At 52.7% G+C, this 16,924-nt stretch carries 14 protein-coding genes; 5 read left to right on the top strand and 9 right to left on the bottom strand.

The features are described 5' to 3' along the window. Window positions 1-219, bottom strand: coding sequence for a DUF4177 domain-containing protein (locus tag ACTZWV_RS01295; RefSeq protein ID WP_444784799.1), 219 nt, complete (start codon window positions 217-219; stop codon window positions 1-3). 209 nt (window positions 220-428) lie between these two features. On the opposite strand from ACTZWV_RS01295, the gene ACTZWV_RS01290 reads away from it, so the two are divergent. After that, window positions 429-1,229: a substrate-binding periplasmic protein gene (locus tag ACTZWV_RS01290; RefSeq protein WP_444784798.1), complete on the top strand. Its 801-nt coding sequence runs from the start codon at window positions 429-431 to the stop codon at window positions 1,227-1,229. Between the two features lie 52 nt (window positions 1,230-1,281). Here ACTZWV_RS01290 and ACTZWV_RS01285 read toward each other — a convergent pair whose 3' ends face one another. After that, window positions 1,282-2,163: a LytR/AlgR family response regulator transcription factor gene (locus ACTZWV_RS01285; protein ID WP_444784797.1), complete on the bottom strand. Its 882-nt coding sequence runs from the start codon at window positions 2,161-2,163 to the stop codon at window positions 1,282-1,284. Between the two features lie 105 nt (window positions 2,164-2,268). On the opposite strand from ACTZWV_RS01285, the gene ACTZWV_RS01280 reads away from it, so the two are divergent. Both ACTZWV_RS01280 and ACTZWV_RS01275 read left to right on the top strand, forming a co-directional pair. Beyond that, window positions 2,269-3,486: an acyltransferase family protein gene (locus tag ACTZWV_RS01280; protein ID WP_444784796.1), complete on the top strand. Its 1,218-nt coding sequence runs from the start codon at window positions 2,269-2,271 to the stop codon at window positions 3,484-3,486. A gap of 331 nt (window positions 3,487-3,817) precedes the next feature. After that, window positions 3,818-4,114 (top strand): YceK/YidQ family lipoprotein, encoded by a 297-nt coding sequence (locus ACTZWV_RS01275; RefSeq protein ID WP_444784795.1) that lies wholly within the window; start codon window positions 3,818-3,820, stop codon window positions 4,112-4,114. A gap of 37 nt (window positions 4,115-4,151) precedes the next feature. Here the strand turns inward: ACTZWV_RS01275 and ACTZWV_RS01270 are convergent, their stop codons facing one another. Beyond that, window positions 4,152-5,318, bottom strand: a complete 1,167-nt coding sequence (locus tag ACTZWV_RS01270) for a helix-turn-helix domain-containing protein (protein WP_444784794.1) — start codon at window positions 5,316-5,318, stop codon at window positions 4,152-4,154. A gap of 193 nt (window positions 5,319-5,511) precedes the next feature. Here ACTZWV_RS01270 and ACTZWV_RS01265 point away from each other — a divergent pair, with 193 nt between their 5' ends. Together ACTZWV_RS01265 and ACTZWV_RS01260 are read left to right on the top strand one after the other, a co-directional pair. After that, window positions 5,512-6,171: a hypothetical protein gene (locus tag ACTZWV_RS01265; protein ID WP_444784793.1), complete on the top strand. Its 660-nt coding sequence runs from the start codon at window positions 5,512-5,514 to the stop codon at window positions 6,169-6,171. A gap of 87 nt (window positions 6,172-6,258) precedes the next feature. After that, the gene (locus ACTZWV_RS01260) at window positions 6,259-6,843 is read left to right on the top strand and encodes a histidine phosphatase family protein (protein ID WP_444784792.1); all 585 of its coding nucleotides are present in this window, start codon (window positions 6,259-6,261) and stop codon (window positions 6,841-6,843) included. Here the strand turns inward: ACTZWV_RS01260 and ACTZWV_RS01255 are convergent. The 6 genes from ACTZWV_RS01255 to ACTZWV_RS01230 all read right to left on the bottom strand — a co-directional run bounded on the left by ACTZWV_RS01255 (window position 6,829) and on the right by ACTZWV_RS01230 (window position 16,921). After that, window positions 6,829-8,076 (bottom strand): hypothetical protein, encoded by a 1,248-nt coding sequence (locus ACTZWV_RS01255; RefSeq protein WP_444784791.1) that lies wholly within the window; start codon window positions 8,074-8,076, stop codon window positions 6,829-6,831. The two genes, ACTZWV_RS01260 and ACTZWV_RS01255, sit on opposite strands and share 15 nt — an antisense overlap. After that, complete coding sequence (locus ACTZWV_RS01250; protein ID WP_444784790.1) at window positions 8,076-8,696, bottom strand: hypothetical protein; 621 nt, start codon at window positions 8,694-8,696, stop codon at window positions 8,076-8,078. Before ACTZWV_RS01250 ends, ACTZWV_RS01255 begins: the two co-directional genes overlap by 1 nt. Then, the gene (locus ACTZWV_RS01245) at window positions 8,696-12,361 is read right to left on the bottom strand and encodes an ATP-binding protein (protein ID WP_444784789.1); all 3,666 of its coding nucleotides are present in this window, start codon (window positions 12,359-12,361) and stop codon (window positions 8,696-8,698) included. Before ACTZWV_RS01245 ends, ACTZWV_RS01250 begins: the two co-directional genes overlap by 1 nt. Window positions 12,362-12,478: 117 nt before the next feature. Next, window positions 12,479-13,102, bottom strand: coding sequence for a DUF4340 domain-containing protein (locus ACTZWV_RS01240; RefSeq protein WP_444784788.1), 624 nt, complete (start codon window positions 13,100-13,102; stop codon window positions 12,479-12,481). Between the two features lie 11 nt (window positions 13,103-13,113). Continuing rightward, entirely contained in the window at window positions 13,114-15,984 is a 2,871-nt protein-coding gene (locus ACTZWV_RS01235; RefSeq protein ID WP_444784787.1) for a Gldg family protein, read from the bottom strand. Beyond that, window positions 15,974-16,921, bottom strand: coding sequence for an ABC transporter ATP-binding protein (locus tag ACTZWV_RS01230; protein ID WP_444784786.1), 948 nt, complete (start codon window positions 16,919-16,921; stop codon window positions 15,974-15,976). Before ACTZWV_RS01230 ends, ACTZWV_RS01235 begins: the two co-directional genes overlap by 11 nt. Window positions 16,922-16,924 lie beyond the last annotated feature (3 nt).

Below are 16,924 nucleotides of genomic sequence, written 5' to 3'. Positions count from 1 at the left end.
TTAGCGCCCCAGGGTAACGATCATGGCTTCGCGGCTCCAGAACAACCAAAAACGCTTATGTTCAATCACCTGAAACACCACCTGCCAGCCCTGTGCAGCCTGAGCATTCAGCTCCGCCTCCACTTTTTTCAGCGGCAAGCCCGACGCGCCCAGCAAAATAGTGCCACAGCCGCCTTCGGCAATATGGATAACTTTGTATTCTTTATAAGCTGTAGCCATGTTAACGCTCCTTAAAATACATCAGCAAAGCTTTTGCAGATGTTGCTGATAACACTACTGTTTTACAGCCCGGTTGGCAAGATACAACGCTCCGCGATAGCTGTACCCCAAAACAGGCTGGCTTATCAGCAGTATCCACGGTAATACTATAATAACCATTACCAGTGACACCGGCACATCATAAGGTGCCAAACACGGGAAAACCCACTATGTTGCACAAGGTATTGTTACGCGTGGTATACCTGCACACCATGGTCTTATTGTTAAGTCTTACTGTCTGCGCACACGAGGCAAACACCGGGCAGCAAAGCGCTTTAATACCACTGCAACTCAGCGCCGGTGAATGGCCGCCCTTTCTTAGCGAAAGCTTGCCGCATCAGGGCGTGGCGGCACATTTGCTCCGCGATACCTTTGCTGCCGCCGGTTATCAGGTCAACTTTACGTTTTTACCCTGGGCCAGGGCCTATCACGACACCGCCAACGGCAAGTACGCCGCTACAGCGGTATGGATGTTCAGCGAAGACAGAACACACGACTTTTTGTACAGTGACGCTGTATTAAACGAACAATTTGTGTTTTTTCATCGCAAACAACGCTTGTTCGACTGGCAGCAAATGGCCGATTTACGTGGTCTGCAAATTGGCGGCGGTTTGGGCTACAGCTATGGCCCGGCGTTTGATCACGCCGTTAATTCAGGTGTATTTAAAGTGTCGCGCGTTGCCAGTACAGAGCAAAATTTCCGCCGTCTGGCGGCAGGCCGGATAGATGTTTTCGCCGAAGAAATCAGTGTCGGCTACCATGTGCTGAATCATCAACTGCCGGAGTTGGCAGCAAGCATCAGCCACCACCCCAAACCACTGTTAACCAATCAGAGCTTTTTGCTGTTTCCGCAACAAACGGCAGACAGTACCCGGTTGCTGGTGCTGTTTAACCAGCAGTTGTTGCTGTTTAAACAAAGCGGGCGCTATCAAACTTATTTCGACCGCCTGGCTGAGGGCGAATATCAGTAGTTGCAACTTTGACAGTAACGACACCAAAATGGCGGGCAATCCAATGTCTTGTTTAGTCTGGCTGCAGTGCCGTTCTGAATGCCTCTTTATAACGGCGGGACAGCGCCAGCTGCTGACCGCTTTTCAGCAAAATATCGCCATCACCACTGCTGTCGTAACTAATGCTGTCAATTGCATTATGATTAACCGCCAGACTACGGTGAATACGGCTAAAGCCTTTGCTGCTTAGTTGCGTCAGAGTATTACTTAACGTAGCACGCAACGGATAAATACGGCCTTTACTATGCAAATTAACGTAATTGCCACTGGCTTCCAGCCATTCAATATCATCTACCCGGATTAAAAACTCTTTATCCAGCTTTTTTACCAGAAAATGCTCCGGTGCTTTTAGCGACAGGGTTGCAGCACTGTCTTCAGCATTATCTAACTGATGCGCCTCGCCTTTGATCCGGCTGTAAACAAACTGCGCCAGTTGGTATCCCAGTAAAAAGAACAGATAGCCCCAGGCATCTTTACGGTACTCATAGAAAAACTCGCGCAGCAGTGGGCCAAAGTTGTAATTCCAGCCGTGCCAGTAATAAATCAGCTCGCGCAGGCCAACCATAATGGCCACATGGCAGACAGAAAACACCAGGCTGCCGAATAAATGCAGCAGTAGCTGGCGGCGTATACCTGTTAGTTGCAGCGGGTGGCGGCTAAACCAGCGGAAAAACAGCGGGCACAGTAATAAGGTGCTTACAGCACTACTGTATTCCCAGACTATTGGCTCCCACAACTGCAGCGTATTGTTGCTGCTTCTGTTGTGCTCCATCCAGACGGAGCTGGCGTTAATAGCGGCATTAACAAAAAAATATGCTGCCAGTAGCAGATAGCTGAATAATTGCGGATGCCTGTCAAACCGCGCAAACAGACTTTTTGCTTTACCGTTCGTCACACTGTGCCACCTGTTATCCCCAAACGCCGCCGGTGAGTCATTCTGCGGTTTCTCATGCTAGTGCAGCAACGCACTATAGCGCAACAGTAATAACGGAGCACACTCATGACAACCACACCTTATCAGCGCCACTACGACCTGGACTGGCTGCGCACCCTGGCCTTTGGCCTGCTGATCTTGTATCACATTGGCATGTACTATGTTGCCGACTGGGGCTGGCATATTAAAAGTGACGTGACCAGCGAAGCGCTGCAAAACCTGATGATTTTAACCAACCAATGGCGTATGTCGCTGTTGTTTTTTATCAGTGCCATGGCGCTGGCCTTAGCACAGCAACGCAGCAGCCGGCTCAGCCTGTTTGGCCTGCGCAGTAACCGTTTACTTATTCCGCTGCTGTGCGCCATGTTTATTGTGGTGGTACCGCAGGTGTACTTTGAAGCCTTGTCACAGCAGCTGATTGAACCGGGTTATCTGAGCTTTTGGTGGCAGTATATCAACCCTAATACAGAGCTATTGCGTAATCATCACAGCCCTATTGGCCTGCTAACCTGGAACCATCTGTGGTTTTTGCCGTATTTATGGTGCTACAGCGCACTGGCGCTGTTGTTCGCCGGCCCGTTAAACCGGCTTGCTCAGGCTAACTGGCTGCAAGCGCTAGCCGGACGCTATGCATTTTTACTAATCGTCGGCAGCATGATGGTGGTCTGGCTGACATTACGCGCGCATTTTCCGTCTACCCATGCTCTGCTGGATGACTGGTATAACCATGGCAAATATATGCTGGCGTTTGTTGGCGGTTACCTGTTTGCACAGCAAGGGAACTGGTGGCAGCAGGTTATCCGTTGCCGGCGTTACTTCCTGCTGGCTGCTTTGCTATGCTACAGCCTGATTATTGCTGATCGTAACGGTGTATTTGGCAGTACACCGGACAATGAAATTACCTTTATGCTGCGGCTGGTTTTCTCTGCTGTACTTTCGCTTAATCACTGGTGCTGGATCCTGGCATTAGTTGGTTACGCAGGCCGCTACCTGAACCGGCCTACCAATAAACTGGATAAAGACGGCAGCCTGCTGCACTACAGCAATAACGCTATATTGCCCTGGTATATGCTGCACCAGACGCTGATTATTGTATTTGCCGTATGGTTAAAACCGCTGGCCCTGCCAATAGGTATTGAGGCCATAGCGTTGGTCGCGCTGACCTGTTTCGGCTGCTGGGCCGGCTACGAGCTAATCAAGCGTTTCTGGCTTAGCCGCTGGCTGTTTGGTTTAAAGGTGAAGCTGCCGGCCAGTAGCGGCCGCCAAAGTACTGCGGTGCAATAAAACAGTAAACCTGTAGAGTTAAACCTGCGTATAACTGCCAAATATCGCGGATAAACCGGATAATGAAAGCCTTTATCTTGCTGTTATTTATGCTAATGCCCGCCATCGCCCAAGCATTTTTCCGCGCTCGGGCGAAGCGGCTATTATTGCACTGCCGCTAACACGATCAGCTACCGTGCTGGCTCGGATAACCGAACCCTAACAGCCCGCCAGCACAGAGCCTGACAAGCCTCAACCGCCTCGTTTACTTTATTAATACAGTAATTTACACTCTGGCCAAATTTGACAACGCCGATAACGGACAATGAAACTACTTTTACTCGCGATAATAATGAGCCTGACCGCCTGCGCTACAGTAAAAACGCTGCCTTCAAGCACCACCCATATCAATATTGAGCATCATGGCAAGCGCAGCTATTGCCAGAGCATACCGCGGATATACAGTGGCTTCAGTTACAACTTATGCAAGCTGCACGGTGAGCCCAGTCGCCGGGAGAACCTTGGCGACAGTTTTAATAATGTGCCGTTTTTTATTATCGACGGCGGTTTTTCTTTAGTCGCTGATACAGTGGCTTTGCCTTACACCCTGTATACGCAAAGTAAGCATGGCAGTATTGACGTAAATTAAGCCCGCCAGAAGCCACTAAAAAGTGTAACGCTAACGCTTATGGCTGAGATTGTTTTGCTCTGTATTGTGCCGGTGTCAAGCCGGCGTTGCTTCTAAAGGCTTTATAAAATGACGACCGCGCGTTAAAACCCACTGCCATCGCTATGCATAGCACGCTGTCTTCGGTTTGCTGCAACAGCTGCTTCGCAGCAACAATTCTGGCTTCGTTAATATAGTCATAGAATGATTGCTGCAAAGTTTGATTCAGCGTCTGCGATAAATACTGTGCCGACACGCCAATATGCTCAGCCAGTTTGTATAAGGTTAGCGCCGGGTCCAAATACAGCTGTTCGCTATACACTGCCTGTTGCACCTTAGCAGCAATACGCTGTGCCTGGGCCTCACCTAAGGCCGAGCGCTGATACTTTGCATTATCGGTTGTTGCCTTTGGCTCGTCTGGTTCAGCTGCTTCGGTCTCAGCCCGGGGTATTGCAGTTAGCTCAGCAAAACCAGGTTGCTGATTCAGGCCGCATGAACACAGCAACCATACCAGTAGCAGTGCCAATAACAGCACGCCGGCCTCACTAAGCCAGGGCGATGGCTCTGCCAGCAAAAACACCAGTACGGCATAACTCCAGTTCAGCAGCAATATCAGCATTAGGGCGCTCAGCCAGCCAAGGCGCTTTCCGCTGTCTGCTGCAAATACCTGTTTTAGTTGCTGCCGGTAACGCTTAATTAGCCGTGTGATACGCAGCAAGCTAACCAGGCTCAACACCAGCCATAACAAGGTGGCGATAAAAAACAGCACAGCAGTGAGCAACAACTGGCCCTGTAGTTCAGTGTCATCGGCAAAAAACAGTGCTTGTTGCTGTTCGGCTGGCAGGGTAAGGATCAACAGCGCCAGTGGTATTGCCAACAATTGCGACCAGAACATTCGGATGCAGCGCCATTGCCAACGCCAAGGCGTGCTGGCAGTCAGCGCCAGGGCGTACAAATACAAACCGGGCAGCAATAGCAAAAACGTAACCGGCAAAGTAGCAATGTATATAAAGTTTAAGCCCGGAAACACACTAAAGACTATCGGGCCACTGATAATCAGCGCTAATGCAATTAGCACCAGCAGCAGTGGCTGCAGAAAACGGCGTTGAGTCAATTGCGGCAGCAATTGTTGAATAGTCAGGCCAATAACAGCCAGCGCGGCAGCACTTAAGATCTGTTCAAGCATTTATCTGGTTAACCTGTTTTATCAGCAGCCTCAGTGTACGACGTTTCCGGCTGGTGCAATAGTAAAAACCTGTCCGGGCTTATCGTCACGGACGACATAATGCCATTGCTTACATAGCCTTAAAGCTGACACCGATCGTCAGTTATTTAATGAGGGCTGTATAATGCACAACAGTACAACATCAGACCGGGCTATGTATAAAGCTAGTGGCTACGCCGCTATCGGCATGGCACTTTGCTATATCAGCGTGGCGGTAATTTTCTTTGGCCTGTTAGCCGTGCCAGCGGGGCTGGACAACCTTGGCCGGCTGCAGTTTTACCTGCAGCAGAAATATAGCTTGGTCGCCATCGGCTGGGGCATTGGTTATCTGCTGTTTGGTGTGCTGTTGGCAATTTTGCTGCAAGCGTTACAACAGGCTTTGCCAGCTAAGCAATCTGCCGTGGCAGGTTTAGCAGAGCGTTTTGGCAATGTCTGGCTGGTCCTGATGATGGCATCTGGTATGGTGGCGTTAATTAGCATGGATATGACTTTACGCCTGCTCGACACCAGCACTGAGCAGGCGCTGGCGCTTTATAACACCGGCAACCTGCTTACCAATGCACTGGGCGGCGGCATCGAGCTGGTGGGCGGGTTCTGGGTATTATTGTTCAGTATTGCCGGCTTGCAACAACAGCGCTTTGCCAAAGCACTGCATCTGCTGGGGCTGTGGGTTGGTAGCTTGGGTATTCTCACCGTACTGCATACTGTGCCCTATCTGAAGGATGCTTTTGGCATCAGCCAGCTAATCTGGTTTATCTGGTTAGGTATCACTCTACTGCGCGTCGGGCGCCAAACAGCAAAAACTGAGTTGTGACGCAGTAGCAGACTAAACTTGTCGCTGCTGTGCGGCGTAGTACTTTGTAACCGAGTAAACCGCACACCGTTAACGGGACCCTGCCAGATGAAAGTGTTATGGCTTACGTTGATATTATTGCTGCCGGCAACCAGCCTTGCCGATGGCGACGCTTGGCAAGCCTGGCGTGAAGGTAAGGCCTTGCTGCTAATGCGCCACGCTTTAGCACCCGGCAGCGGCGATCCGGCCGGTTTTGTGTTAGAGAACTGCAGCACACAGCGCAATCTTAACGACGAAGGTCGGCAGCAAGCCGAACGCTGGGGGGATTTGTTGCGTGCGCAGCACAGCGGCGCAATATCAGTTTACAGTAGCCAGTGGTGCCGTTGCCTCGACACCGCCAGGCTAATGGCACTGTCTGCACCACAACCGCTGCCGCCACTTAATTCGTTTTTTGCTGGCCGCGGTGATGTCGATAAACAAACGCAGGCGTTAGTTCAGCAGTTTGCCGCAGCACAACTGCCGCAACCGACAGTACTGGTAACCCATCAGGTTAATTTCACCGCCCTTACCGGTATTTTCCCCCGATCCGGCGAAGCCGTTATTATTGGCCTGCCATTAACACAACAAGTAACCGTACTGGCGCGGATAGCAGCGCCGTACAGCCCGCCGGGTAACTCATCAGGCAGCTTTTAACGCAATGCTGATATCACGGATAAGCAGCAACTGGTTCATGCTGCTGGCCGGCGCTTCATCGCGCATTATGGCAAACATCTGCTTTTCCTCCACAGGCAGTGCCTGGTATTCAGCAATGATTTGATACAGCCAAATTTCGCTGTCCCACTCAAGTTGCTGTTGGGCAAGATAATCCAGTGCACTCAGTTTGCCACCGTGGTCAATTACCCTAAGATAAAAATTCTCGACATCGGTTTTCAGTGCCTGCTGCCGGGCGGCGATGGCTTCATCCTGCCATTGCTGAGCAAAACTGGCTGCCGGGGTGGCGCTAAGCTGCACTGCTTTATGCCGTGGCAGGGCGCGCACTAATTCGGCTAAGATCTGCCGCTCGCTGGCTTTATCCAGCGCTATCGCGGCCTGCGGTTTAATCGCGGCCGCCTGGTTAAACAGTTGTGGCAGCTCGCTGCGATTTGGGTAATCGGCCGGTTGGTACTTCGGATGCTGGCGCAAAAACGCCGCCATATTGGTAATTAACATTGAGCGGGCTTGCTGCTGGCGGAATTTGGCCAGCAGTTCAACCAGCCGTTTTTGCACTTCCAGCAAGCTACTGTGATGCGAGCTGAGCTGGTTTTGCAGCTGGCTTACCAGCAGCTTACGTAAATGGTTATTGCCCTCGGCCAGCTCAATTAATTCGCTGAAATCGAGCAACACCAAGCCATCGAGCAAACGGCGCAATTGCTTTTGCGCCCGCTCGTTTTCGCGGATTTTATCATCCAGGCTGGCGACAAAGCCAAAGTCACTGTTCAGCCGGTGCCATAAACTGTCTATCGCCTCTTCAAACTGGCCGCTTAAATCATGCACATGCTCGGTTAACCGCTGCAGTTGCAGCTCGGCCACGCTGTAATCGCCTTTGTATTGCGCATCACGGTAAGCCTGCACGCGGTTACGGATTTGCTCCAGCTTTTCCGCCACATCAGCGTTAATCTGGCGGCGGTTTTCATCAGCCACCATGCTGGCGATCAGCTCGCTGACCAAAGGCCGCAGCGCCAGCGCTTGCTGCTCGTCCGGCCGCCATAAAATCCGCGCCGCGATCAGTTTTTTCAGCGCAGCTTCGCTAAAGGCGGTTTCATCAATAAAACCATCTAAATAACCCTGCATCAGCGCTTTGTGGTGCTTGCCCAATAAGGCTAAACGCTCAGCGCCGATAGTAAACAGGTTAGACGCTGTGCTGCTGCCCGGATCTGTAGGCGCCATCAGATTAACGCCTCCTGCGTTGGCGTATCGTCCACCGGCAAATGCTCTTCATCGCGGATAAAACGAATAACATCAATTAAATAATCAATTTTACCGGTAACGATATAGTACTGCCGGTCGTGGTGCGGCTGCAGCAGGTAGCCATGCTCTTTTAAACGGCGGAAAATCAGCTTTATCTGATTATCCAACTGCTCGCTCTGGCTGTTAAAAAAGCGGTCGCTGGCCAGCTGGTTCAGGCGCTGACGCAGACTCTGGTTATCTTCGGTGCGCAGGATAAACTCCTGCAACTTAATGGTATCACCGGCGGTTAAGGCGCTGTCCCGCCCCATAGTTTCCTGCACCAGTTGTAACCATTCCAACAATGGCAGCAACGACTGCACCGTTAAGGCAAACTGGCTGCTTAGCTGCTCGCGCGCTTCTTTAGTTAGCTCGTGGAAGCCGAGAAAAAACACGCTGCTGTCATCATTGGCCACTAAACGCCGGTTTAACGGCCGCAGGTAGTGGTTAATCTCCTGTTGGGTTTGCTCGTTGCTTAAACGGCGAAACGCATCTTCGTCAGTAACCTGACAAATAAAATCGCCGGCCAGCAGGCGCTCCAGTAAAGGTCCGTGTTGCAACATCAGCTTGCCTCCTGCTGTTTGCCGGCCAGTCGCTCGGCTAAGCGGCTGATTTTAGGTTGAATACGTTTTAACTGGCGTTTGCTTGGATCTTGCTGGCTGGGCTCAATTAAATAGCGGTGCGAAAACAGCATTAATACGTCTGACTCCGGATTCGGGAAGGCGCCGACAATGACAATATTGTTGCTGCTGCAGGCAGCAAACAGCTTTTCCACGTTGTGATACGCCAGGGTACCGATTTCATCTATCGGCCAGTGGATAGCCACTTTGGCCTCACCACGCAGTAAGCGGGTAAAAGCCAGCAGGTACTTACATAAAATCAGGTAGGCCATACCGTGGCTGGAGGATTCCAGCAACTGGCGATCGTTTTTAATCACCAGCTCAGAGCCACCTTCGCTTAAATGCAGTTCGAGCCGCAGCAAAGACTCAATGCTGTATTGCTCATCGGCGCGCAGCAGCTCAACCACATCGGCCAGCGCATTCAGGTACTGCTCCGACGGCAAGGCTTTGCCTGAGGCGGCCCAGTCGTCATAAAGTTTGGCGAAATGCTTTAACGGCTGCCAGAACCCCAACTCGTCAATGGTGGATAAAATACGCACCTCTGAGCGGCTGATACCTTCGAGCACTAAATCATCGGCTACCGCTTCGCTTAAGCGCCGGCTTTGCAGCGCTATACGGCGATTAATATCGCTGAATACGGTGAAGAACTTTTTCAGGTCGCCGCCAATGTTCTCGCCCATTTCCAACAACTGCTGCTGCGCATCTTTTAAAATCTGCAGCAGGCTGTGCAATATCGGTAACTGCCGGCGTTTACCGGCAAATTCCGGCAGTTGCCGCCTCTCGTGCTGCAGCCGATCTAAAAACTCCGGCCCGGCATCTTTGCTCAGCATGGTTTCAAACTGCTCCAGCGCGGTTTTTAATGCGCTGTCGAGTTTGCTGCGTTGCTCCAGCGCTTCGTTGGCACGGGCCAGCCGTTCGATAATATCGCCCGGGGCAGTAAGCGCGGCCGGGCTGATGCCGGACAAATGCAATTCGTTAAAGCGGGCAAATACCGGCCTTAACTGTGCCAGCAACTGCTCGGCCTGGCCCATCAGCTCCTGCTGTTGGCGTTTTTGCTCGTCGAGTTTTTTCTGGTTAGTGCTGTAATCGGTTTTTTGCTGCTCCAATGCCTGTTTTACACTACGCAGCTGCTGTTTTAACTCAGTTTCTTTTGCCAGCAGTTCCGGACGTAATTGTTGCCAGTCCAGTGCGATAAATTTCTGCCAGGCGGTCAGTTCATCCTGGCGGCCTTCTACCGCTTTAATGTCGGTTTTTAACTGCTCCTGCTTTTGCTTCAGCTCGGTTAAACGGCGCGGATCTATACCCTTGGCCGATAACTCTTCGTTAAACGCCTGCTGCAGTTCTTTGATCTGGTTCTTATTGTCGTCGCGCTTATACTCCAGCTGGCGCTCCAGCTCGTCGATTTGCTCGTCAAACACCTGCAGTTCGGCCTGCCAATCGGCTTTATGTTCCAGTTTCTGGCTGTTATGGTCGGCTTTCAGTGCTTGTAAATCGGCCTGTTGCTGCTGTTTTAGTTTCTCCAACTGCTGTTGCTGCGCGCTAAGCTCTGCCTTAACGCTGGCCTGGCGTGTTGCCACCAGTTCACGCTGCTGCGCCTGCAGCCGGTTGCGTGCATCACGGGCGTATTCGATGTTCTGCTCATACTGGGTCAGCTGCCACTGCGCCTGCTCCAGCTGACCACGGCTAAGCTCAGCCTGCTCATGCAACTGTTGCAGTGCTTTTTCCGCCTCGGCTTTATTGGCAGTAGCCTGCGCCAATTGTTGTTCAGCCGCGGCAATGCGGTGGCGGATGGCAGCTTCATCCTGAGCATAGTCCGGCGTGTCTATCGCCGTCAGCTCCAGTTGCAGGCCATACAGGCTGTCGCTCAGCTGTGCCAAATGCGGCTGTAAATCCTGCCGCTCTAATAAGCGCTCGTCCAGTACCTTGCCCAACTTTTGCTCCCAGCCGTTATAGTGCAGGCGCAGAAAATGGCGCAAACTGCCCTGCTCCGGCGTCAGCTGGCGGTGCAGCTGTTGCAGTTGCTGCGAGGCACTGTGCAGCGCTTTGCGGCTGTGCTCCAGTTGCTGATCAGCATTATCCCGCGCGGTACGGGCCTGCTGGTGTTGCGCTTGTAACTGCTGTAACTGACGGCCTTGTTGCTGTGCCTGTTGCTGCGCTTGCTCTAAGCGCAGCTCAGCACTACGCTGCTGTTCTAACTCTTCTTCCGTCAACTGTGATGCGGCTAACTGGCTATGCAGTACCGCTATGCTGCTACTGATACTGCTTAGCTGATCAGCAAACTGCTGTTGCGCCTGCTGTAAGCGGCTTTGAAACGCCTGCTCCAACGCCGCCAGCTTGTTGTCTTGTTGCTCACGGGTAGCATCTTTTTGTTGTTGCAGCTGGCGGGCTTTGCCGCGGTGCTGCTCGCTTAAGCGGTTAAAGGCTTCGGCCAGCTTGATTTTACGCTGCTCCAACTGGCGCTCTAAGTCGCCGTGCTGCTCTACCATCAGTTGGTATTGCTCCAGCGTTTCTTCTAACTGCTCGCGCCACAGCGGCAAGGCATCGCTGTCGCGTTGTAACTTCGGCATATCTTTGCTGTCAAAGTCGTCATAGCGCTGTTGCAATTGATCTAAGCGCGCACTGGTTTCATGTAAACCGGCTTCGGCTTTTACCAGGCTGCTGTTTAGCTCCAGTTGCTGCTGGCTGAATTGCTCTTTTAAACTTTGCAGCTCACCGCGCAGCGCATTAACCTGCTGTTCGGCATCGGCTTTGCGTTGCTTTTGTGCGCTTTCATCTTGTTGTAGCAGCGGCAGTAAGGCTGCTAACTGCGCCTCACCAGCGTCCAGTTGCTGCGCCAGCTGTTGCAAGCGCTCAAAGTCCTGTTGCAGTTTGTCCAATCGCATAGACTGGCGCATTTGCAGGATCCACTCGCGCGCCTTGGTATTCTTTACTTTGGTAGTAGGCAGAGTTACGCCGTCTTCTTCAAAAATGGCCGCCAGCATCGCTTTTAGCGTGTCCATTTTGCCTTCTTTGGCGTGCACGGCACTGACCAGCTTTTCAATATGGCGCAGCTTATGGCCACTGCTGACCAGGCTAAAACCGGCGGCTAAGCGGCGTAATTTAACGCTGTCGGCATTGTTACCACGCAGCGCAGCGGCGTCGTTTTGAATAATGCTGCGATACTCGCTGGTAGCACTGATTTTGGCCGACACCTGCACCTCAGGCCGGCTGCGCATACTGGCCGCCCAGTCGCTGTAGCTCATGGCTTTTACGCCATCTTCGCTTTGCGTCAGGTAAAAATCACTTTGATAGGCTGCGCCAACAAAACGGTAATCCACGCCGCCATCGCTTTTACGCGTTAACACCACCTGGCACACGGCGCCGTCTTCGCGCTGATATTCATAAATCAGGTAGCTGTTGGAAAACGGCAGATAAAATTCATCAAATTTTTTGCGGGTTTTCGGCACCACGCGGTTGGGCTGCTCGCCATAAAATACCGGCACCAAGCGCTGCAGCGTGGTTTTGCCCGAGGCATTGGTACCGCAAATATTGGTGTGCTGATCCAGTTGTAGCTCCACCACACCGGGCAGATGAGTGTGCAGCAGCACAATACGAAGTAATTGAGACATAGCGCATCCTGTCGGCGGCGCAAACGCAAAGCGCCGCTATCGTTTTAATGCGGCTTATTATCCATGGAATGGCGATAAACGCCAGCATCACGCGCGCGGATGCTGGCGTCTGCGGCATTAGTCGTCGCTGGCAGGCGGATTTTGCCCTGCATCGCTGCCACTTGCCGCCACGGCATGCTCTGCGACGGTACTGTCCGCTTCTGCATTATCTGCTATGGCACTTTCCGCTTCGGCTGGCTCGGGCTGCTTATCCAGCCAGGCGCTTTCATCTGTGCTTAGCTCAAAGCGGTTTAATGCTACCTTGTAAATAGCATCATCGCCGTCGGCGCGCACATACAGCTGGCGAAACGCCGGGCTGTCGCCCAGATACAGCGTATGCAACACAGTGTCCCCCTGCTTTAGCAGCAGCTTTTGCTCAAACTTATCCTCTGCCACACTAAAGCGGCTGTGCGCTTCGCTGCTTTGCGCCACCGGCCAGCCGGTTTTCAGCGCGGTTAAATCACGCAGCAAAGCATCCAGCTTGCTCTGGCTCACCGGCAGGCCGCTAGTTAGCTGCCAGCTATCGCCCTGTTTAGTCAGGGTCAGCTCGCCGTCTTTACTGCTTAGCAGCAGGGTGTCAGCAGTTGCCAGTTGCGGCAATAATGGCTCACTGACAATCTCATCGTTGCTGCTAAACAGCCACAGTGCCAACAGCAACTGCGCCAATAGCAGTACGGTTAAATTACGCATTAAGGGTGTCATAACGCCTCCTGTTACTGAGCCAATTGCCGCAGCCAGGCCAGCTGACGGCGTTTTTGTATACTACGTTGCGCCAGAATAAACCCGGCCAATAGCAGCAGTGCTAAGCCATAGTTCAGGTATTCCCAGAATTGCTGACGGCCTTCGTCCATTGGCAATAGCGTGCGGTTAAACTGGCCACGGGCACGGATGCTGGTTAGCGCGGCATCGTCCAGCGCCCAGTCCAGCGTATTTGCGACAAGCTGCAAGGCGGCTATATTCTGCACACCGCTGGCCGCACCACTGAGATGCAAGGCGGTGTCGCTGATAAAGTCGTTTGAGCTCAGGACGATTAAGCGCGCTGATGCTGGCGAACGTGTTAGCACCGACGACAAATTTAGCGTTGGCTCTGTCTCCTCATTGGCGGTCGCCTCATTAGCTGCCGCTAACAGCGGCGAGTCTTTACCGACAAAGTAGGAGCTAAATTCGCCTTCAACCACAGCCCCCAGCAAATAAGACTGCTGTTCGCCTTCTGGCGTAAAGCTAAGCTCACCGTATTGATTTAGCGGCGGTAGCACGTCGCTACTGTCAGACAACCAGGACCGATTAGAGCTGTGGATCAGCTCTGTCACTTTGCGGCCACGGTTTTTATCGCTATCGATACTCAGCGGCGAGGCCCAGTTTAGCGTCAGTTGCTGCAGGCTGGCGCTGGCCGGATGCTCAGTATTTAAGCCGTTTTGGCGTACATCAATAAAGTACGGGTAATCCAGCATCCGCACTTCCTGCACCCTAAAACCACCCAGATCGCGCGTTACCGGCAGGGGCAGTGCCGCGCTTTGCTGATCCAGCACTAAGGTTTTTTGCTGGCTGATGCCATGATGTGCCAGCCAGTCTGCCAGGCCGGATTCAACCGTTTTCAGCTTCAGGCTGCGGCCGCTAAAATCGCCACTGTACGGCGAACTGGCCAGCAGCACAGTGCCGCCCTGCATTAAAAACTGATCGACAGCGAACAGCGCCTTGTCGTCCAGTTTTTCCGGCGCCGCCAGCAGCACAATGTCAGCATCGCTGGCCACTGTGCCATCAGTTAGATCTTCGGTTTTTACGTTTAGCTCATCGCCGAGGTATTGCTGCAGCTGGTTAAAACTGACACCGCCGCCATAAGGGTTAGCCGCCGGCGCCACCAGGGCTACCGTTTTGCGATAACCGCTGGCAAAGCGTTTTACCGCCGCGCTGAAATTGCGCTCAAAGCTGTCGGCAGAGAAATCGTCCAGCGGAATTTGCAGCAGCTGTTCACCATCACCCAGCAGCAAATGAAAGTAAAACGGGTTCGGGTCTAACAAACCGGTCACCAATGGGCTGATGCCGTAATCATTGGCCAGTTGCTGCGCCAGCTCACCGCCGTTAGCGTCCGGGTCCAGCGTCTGGCGGCTAAGCTTATCACCGGCCTTTGCCGCCAGCCGATCCAGCACGTCGTTAATCTCAGTGGCAAACTGCTGCAATTGTGGGGGTAACTTGCTGCTGTCTGAGATATAGGCAGTAAAGCTTAGCGGTTTATCCACCGCAGTAAACAGCTCTCCACCGGCTTGATAACCCTGCAGCACAGCACGGATAGTGCGGGTAATATCCAGCTCGGGGTTACGCAGCTGCACATTGATATCGGCCTCGCCGCCGGTTTTCACTTCAATAAGATCGCGAAAACCCAGCACTTTGTATTCGCTACCGTATTGTACCAGCACATTAAAGTAGCTGCTGACGATAGACGATTGATAGCGGTCGGCCACCTGAAACGGCACCGGCTCGATGCCAAACTCCTGATTGGCCTGCTTTTCTGCCTCAGCGGAGCTTAACGGGTCAACCAGCTCCAGCTTAACGCGGCCCTTGCCGGCTATTTCATATTCACGCAGCAGATCACTTAACTGCGGCACCAGCGGCGCTAGCAGCGGATGGGTTTTACTGCTGAAGTAACCACGCAGCAGCAATGGCTCCTGCAATTGTGCCAACTGCTGTTTGCTGGCAGGCGACAAGGTAAATTGCTGGCCGGCCGTACTGTCAAAGCGTAGCGCAGATAGCTGCCCGAGCCATAAATTCAGTGCCAGTGCATTAACGATAATCAGGCTGGCTGCCCACTGCCAGCGTTTGCTGGCCTGGCTTGGCTGCTCGCTCCAGCGGCCGCGTTCCAGCGCCAGCGTATTCAGGGTTAAAAACACCAGTGTTAAGCTGACAAAATACAACAAGTCACGCGCATCCAGCATGCCGCGGCTTATCGCCTCAAAGCGGCCCGAGGTAGACAGCAAACTTAGCCACTGGCTGATATGCTGGCCAAACAGGCCGGCAATTATGCTGCTGCCAACTAAATAAAACACACCGCACAACAGCACTGAGACCAACAGCGCCACTATCGGATTATCACTGCGCGCTGAGGCATACAAACCAATGGCCAGATACAGCATGCCCAGTAGTAGGGTAGCCAGATAACCGGCCCAGACCGGGCCCCAGTCCAGCTCGCCCAGCATCGCCACCGTGAACGGCAGCGGTAAGGTCAAAAGCAATGCCAGTAACAACAGCAGGCTGCAACCGATAAATTTACCCAGGACAAACTGCCATAGCGGCGCGCTTTGGGTAAGCACGTGCTCCAGCGTGCCGCTGCGGCGCTCTTCGCTCCACAGCCGCATAGTTAAACTGCTGGCGAGGAAAATCAGCAGCAGCGGCATAGAGTTAAACAACGGCCGCACATCGGCAATATTGCGGGCAAAAAATGCCTCGCCCCAGAAAAACATAAACAAGGTGACAGCCAGAAAGCTGCCTAAAAACAGATAGCTGACCGGCGAGGCAAAAAACAGACTGATTTCTTTTTGCGCTATGCGCCACAGCATATCGCGGTTACTCAGGCTCGTTTCAGGCCGCATCTTTCACCTCCGTTGTGCTGTTAAGCTGACGAAATACCGTTTCCAAATCGCGCTGTTCAATAAATAACTGGGTCAGATTAGCGCCGGCATTAAATACCGCTTTTGCCGCCGTCTGACATAAGGCTGTTAACGGCTGGCTGACGGTTTGTTTATCGCTCAAGCTTAAGCGGTACTGCCCCTCAGCCAGACTGCTGATTTCAAGCCCGTTAAATTTGTTATTCAGCGCGTCACGCAGCGCCGACAGGCTAATATCACTAAGCAGCTGTACGCTATTGCTCTGACGCAAAGCGCTCAGGCTGCTGTCCAGCACCAGCTCGCCGGAGCGCAGCATTAACACCTGGCTACACAGCGCATCGACTTCCTGCATAATATGGGTAGATAAAATGACTGTGGCATCTTTGGCCAGTTCGCGGATCAGGTTACGCATAGCTTCGGTTTGTGCCGGATCCAGGCCATTGGTGGGTTCATCTAAAATCAGCAGTTTTGGCCTGGTCAGTATCGCCTGCGCCACGCCAACCCGCTGTTTAAAACCGCGGGACAACGTCGCAATAGGTGCCAGCAGCTTGCTGGCGATATCGGTAGCGGCAATGGAATAACGCATGGCGGCGGTTTTATTATCGCCACTAAGCCCTTTTAACGTAGCGGCGTAATCAAGATAATCGGCGACCGTCATATCCGGATACAGTGGCAGGCTTTCCGGCAAATAGCCAATTTGCGCCTGTATCGCCGCGCGATCCCGGCTCATTTCCAGGCCGTTTAGCCTAATACTGCCGCTATCGGCCTCCAGATAGCCGGTAAGCATTTTCATAATGGTGGTTTTACCGGCGCCGTTATGGCCTAACAGGCCAACAATTTCGCCCGGTTGAATAGTAAAACTGACGTTATTCACCGCCAGCATAGCGCCATAACGACGCGTTAAATGGGATACCTGTAGCATAAT

The organism is Rheinheimera sp. NSM (assembly GCF_052380015.1).
GTDB lineage: Bacteria > Pseudomonadota > Gammaproteobacteria > Enterobacterales > Alteromonadaceae > Alishewanella.
This window is presented reverse-complemented; position numbering and strand designations above follow the sequence as displayed.

Coding starts and splice junctions, on each gene's coding strand:
- ACTZWV_RS01295 (WP_444784799.1), bottom strand. CDS start 219: ATGGCTACAGCTTATAAAGAATACAAAGTTATCCATATTGCCGAAGGC.
- ACTZWV_RS01290 (WP_444784798.1), top strand. CDS start 429: ATGTTGCACAAGGTATTGTTACGCGTGGTATACCTGCACACCATGGTC.
- ACTZWV_RS01280 (WP_444784796.1), top strand. CDS start 2,269: ATGACAACCACACCTTATCAGCGCCACTACGACCTGGACTGGCTGCGC.
- ACTZWV_RS01275 (WP_444784795.1), top strand. CDS start 3,818: ATGAGCCTGACCGCCTGCGCTACAGTAAAAACGCTGCCTTCAAGCACC.
- ACTZWV_RS01270 (WP_444784794.1), bottom strand. CDS start 5,318: ATGCTTGAACAGATCTTAAGTGCTGCCGCGCTGGCTGTTATTGGCCTG.
- ACTZWV_RS01265 (WP_444784793.1), top strand. CDS start 5,512: ATGTATAAAGCTAGTGGCTACGCCGCTATCGGCATGGCACTTTGCTAT.
- ACTZWV_RS01260 (WP_444784792.1), top strand. CDS start 6,259: ATGAAAGTGTTATGGCTTACGTTGATATTATTGCTGCCGGCAACCAGC.
- ACTZWV_RS01255 (WP_444784791.1), bottom strand. CDS start 8,076: ATGGCGCCTACAGATCCGGGCAGCAGCACAGCGTCTAACCTGTTTACT.
- ACTZWV_RS01250 (WP_444784790.1), bottom strand. CDS start 8,696: ATGTTGCAACACGGACCTTTACTGGAGCGCCTGCTGGCCGGCGATTTT.
- ACTZWV_RS01245 (WP_444784789.1), bottom strand. CDS start 12,361: ATGTCTCAATTACTTCGTATTGTGCTGCTGCACACTCATCTGCCCGGT.
- ACTZWV_RS01240 (WP_444784788.1), bottom strand. CDS start 13,102: ATGACACCCTTAATGCGTAATTTAACCGTACTGCTATTGGCGCAGTTG.
- ACTZWV_RS01235 (WP_444784787.1), bottom strand. CDS start 15,984: ATGCGGCCTGAAACGAGCCTGAGTAACCGCGATATGCTGTGGCGCATA.
- ACTZWV_RS01230 (WP_444784786.1), bottom strand. CDS start 16,921: ATGCTACAGGTATCCCATTTAACGCGTCGTTATGGCGCTATGCTGGCG.